Annotated in this window: 5 protein-coding genes; 3 read left to right on the plus strand and 2 right to left on the minus strand. The window is 70.7% G+C overall.

Features of this window, described 5'->3' with window-relative positions:
• Positions 1-74 precede the first annotated feature (74 nt).
• Entirely contained in the window at positions 75-272 is a 198-nt protein-coding gene (locus VF665_RS02775; protein ID WP_331051875.1) for a hypothetical protein, read from the minus strand.
• A gap of 109 nt (positions 273-381) precedes the next feature.
• Positions 382-999, minus strand: coding sequence for a CoA pyrophosphatase (locus VF665_RS02780; RefSeq protein ID WP_331051876.1), 618 nt, complete (start codon positions 997-999; stop codon positions 382-384).
• A 116-nt stretch (positions 1,000-1,115) separates the two neighbouring features.
• Here VF665_RS02780 and VF665_RS02785 point away from each other — a divergent pair, with 116 nt between their 5' ends.
• The 3 genes from VF665_RS02785 to VF665_RS02795 form a co-directional block, all read left to right on the plus strand.
• Positions 1,116-2,324 carry a threonine ammonia-lyase gene (locus tag VF665_RS02785; protein WP_331051877.1) on the plus strand — a complete coding sequence of 403 codons (1,209 nt, stop codon included), beginning with the start codon at positions 1,116-1,118 and terminating at the stop codon, positions 2,322-2,324.
• A complete protein-coding gene (locus VF665_RS02790; protein ID WP_331051878.1) occupies positions 2,321-2,632 on the plus strand; it encodes an HNH endonuclease in 312 nt (103 codons plus the stop codon). The genes VF665_RS02785 and VF665_RS02790 overlap by 4 nt, the downstream gene beginning before the upstream one ends.
• A 517-nt stretch (positions 2,633-3,149) precedes the next feature.
• Positions 3,150-3,407, plus strand: a 258-nt coding sequence (locus tag VF665_RS02795) for a hypothetical protein (RefSeq protein WP_331051879.1), incomplete at its 3' end; no start/stop codon positions are given.

A 3,407-nucleotide genomic window follows, 5' to 3' on the forward strand; every position in this document is an offset into this window, starting at 1 on the left:
ATCCAGCAGCTTTCTGAGGAACTCGAACGAACTGTCTTCCATGGACGAGGTCGCGGCAAGGCGGAAAAGGGTGATCAGGAAGCGGCCCCGCCGGGCACGTCGCGGGCCAGGGCCGCGCGGCGCGCCACGTCGGGCGTGTAGGCATGGTACAGGTGCTTGGTCAGCACCTCGGCCGCGTAGACTTCGGGCGGCAGATCCTCCAGCGCGGCCAGCGCGCGGAGCGCTTCGGCCTGGCGGGCGGTCAGGGACAACGTGAACGGTTCGCGAGCCATGGCGGTTCCGCGGGTTCACCGGTGCCTGGGGACCGCCCCGGACGGGACGGAACACGCATCGGCGCAAAACAGGCTCCCGGGCGGCGCGGCCCGGCATCGGCGCGGGTGGTCAGGCCGCCTGCTGGTACGCGTGCAGAAAGTCGCCCAGAATGCGGTGCGTGAGCCCCCACACCACGTGGCCCCGCGCGTCCAGCGCGGGAAAGCGCAGCGGCTCCGCGTCGCCCATCTCCAGCAGGTGCTCGGTCACCGCGCCGGGGGCCAGCAGTTCATCCACCGGAATCCACACGGCGGCGCTCACCTCGTGGTTGGCCTGCACCTGCACGTCCGCGGGCACGGCGAACACGAAGGGGCGCACCAGGATGCGCGGCGCGCGGGCCGAGTGCGGGCCCACGGGCTCCAGCGCCCCGACCAGCCGTCCGCCCGCGGCGACGTCGATCCCCACCTCTTCCCGCGTTTCGCGCGCGGCGGTGTGCTCCGGGCCCGCGTCGTCCGCCTGCTCGCGCCCGCCGGGAAGGGCCATGTGGCCGCTCCATGGATCGCCCGCCCGCTCCGCGCGGCGAATGAGCAGCAATTCCAGCCCGCCCTGCGCGTCGCGCAGCAGAATGGCAACGGCCGCACGGGCGATGCCGCCGTCGCCGGGCCGGGTCTCCGCGGGCCGGCGCGCCAGAACGCGGGCGAGCGCGGCGATTCGGGGGTGCTCCGGCGTGTTCGGGGCGTCTGCGGGCATCGGTACGGCACGGGTCGGGCACGGCGGGGCCGCTTGCCCCTGCCGCCGGGAGAGGTTACTACATCCCGTTCACTTCGGCAATGTCCCTCGTCCGTTCTGTCTCCTTTTTCTGTCGTATGGTGACACTTCAGCAGATCCGCGACGCCGCGGCCCGCATCGCGGGGCAGGTGGTGTACACGCCCTGCACGCCGTCGGAAACGTTCGGCGAAATGTTTGGCGGGCACGCCTGGTTCAAGTTCGAGAACCTGCAGCGCACGGGCTCGTTCAAGGAACGCGGGGCGCTCAACCGCATGCTGCTCCTGCCGGAGGAGGACCGCCGGCGCGGGGTGATCGCCGCCAGCGCGGGCAACCATGCGCAGGGGGTGGCCTACCACGCGTCGCGGCTGGGGATTCCCGCCACCATCGTCATGCCGGAGCGCACGCCGCTGGTCAAGGTGTCGGCGACGGAGAAGTACGGCGCCCGCGTGGTGCTGCACGGCTCGGTGTACGACGAGGCCATGGCGGAGGCGCTGCGCATCCGCGAGGCCGAGGGGCAGACGCTCATCCACCCGTTCGACGACGAGGGGATCATCGCGGGGCAGGGCACCATCGGGCTGGAGCTGCTGGAGCAGGTGCCGGATCTGGACGTGGTGGTGTGCTCCGTGGGCGGCGGCGGCATCATCAGCGGCATCGCCGCGGCCATCAAGCAGATCCGTCCCGAGGTGCGCATCGTGGGGGTGGAGGCCGAGGTGCTTCCCGCCGCCCTCCGCTCGCGCGAGGCGGGGGAGCGGGTCACCATTCCCCCCGCGGAAACGATCGCCGAGGGGATCGCGGTCCGCCGCATCGGCGAGCACACCTTCCGCATGATCGAGCAGTACGTGGACGAACTGCTGGCCGTGAGCGAGGAAGAGATCGCGGCGGGGGTCCTGCTTCTTCTGGAGCGCGAAAAGACGGTGGTGGAGGCCGCGTGCGCCACCACGGTGGCCGCGGTGGTGAACGGCCACATCGCGGGGCTGCAGGGAAAGAACGTGGTGATGATGCTGAGCGGGGGGAACATCGACGTCACGCTGCTGTCGCGCATCATCGACCGCGGGCTGGTGCAGGATGGCCGCCGCGCCAACCTGAAGCTGCGGGTCAAGGACCGTCCCGGCGCGCTGGCCACCCTCGCCACGCTGCTGGCCGATGCGGGAGCCAACGTGGTGCGGCTGGACCACAACCGCGCCATGGCCGACCTGTGGGTCACCGAGGCGGAGATCGACCTGATGCTGGAACTGCGCGGCCGCGACCACGTGGAGCAGGTGGTGCAGCGGCTCACGCAGGCGGGCTACGTGGTGGAGCGGGGATGACGGGCGACGCGGAGCGCACGCTGCGGGAGCGCATCTTTGCCCGTGACGAGTACCGCTGCGTGTACTGCGGCGAGCCGTTCCCCGCCGAGCGGCTGTCGCTGGACCACGTGCAGCCGCGCATGCGGGGCGGCGACAACTCGCCCGGCAACCTGGTGACGGCCTGCCAACCCTGCAACACGCGCAAGGGGTCGGCGCCCGCCTGGGCCTTTCTGGCCGACCTGCCGGTGGAGCGCGCCAACTTTCTGCGCTACGGCACCGCGGTGTGGAGCCGGCTGCGCAAGGCCGTGCAGGACGCCGCCCGGATCTGATCCGCCACTTTCCGTACGATTTTCTGAAGCCGCGCCCCCGCTCCGGGAGCGCGGTTTTGCGTTCCGTCCCGCGCTCCGTTTTGCATGCGTTCCGTACGCGCCGCTTTCCCGGCGGGGTGGGAGGACGTGCCAGCATCTTCTACCCGGGATGCGGCGATCCGCCGAATCCTGTGCCTCCGCCCGGCCGATCCTCCCCGCGTCCGCCCCGCCGTCATGATGTTTGTGCAAACATGTTTCACGGTGGCTCCGCCTTTGCATGGGGACATGGATGCCGGGTTCGCGGCGGGCGGGTCGCAGAGCGCGATCGAGCCGCCGAAAAAAGTGGTTCCTGAAACCGGAGGTTGTAGTGGCTCGCAGCAGGACGCATCAGGCCGAGCGCACGCTCGGAATGGCCACACGGTTCCTGGAAGAAGTCAAGGACGCGATCGGGCGGGCGGCCCGGGAAGGAGAAGACGTACCTCCACGCATTCGCAGCGTACACGAGAAGCCCGGGCACGCCACGCCGGAGTTCCGTACGATGGCGATTCCCGTCGGGGACGGGATGGGGGGCGCTTCTCCGGAGATCCTGTCGGGCACCATTGCGCGATACGCCGAGGTCAAGAAGCCCGACTGCCTCCTGCTGGCCATGGAGGCGCAGATGGACTCCGAAAGCGGCGAACACCAGACGGTGCTGATTGCCGAGGCGCGGGACCGCACGGGAACGCGGATGTACTTCGTGCAGCCGTACCGCGGCGGAGACGCGCGGGTGGACTGGGACGAGCCGGTGCGCGGCGGG

This window comes from Longimicrobium sp., assembly GCF_036387355.1.
Lineage (GTDB): Bacteria > Gemmatimonadota > Gemmatimonadetes > Longimicrobiales > Longimicrobiaceae > Longimicrobium.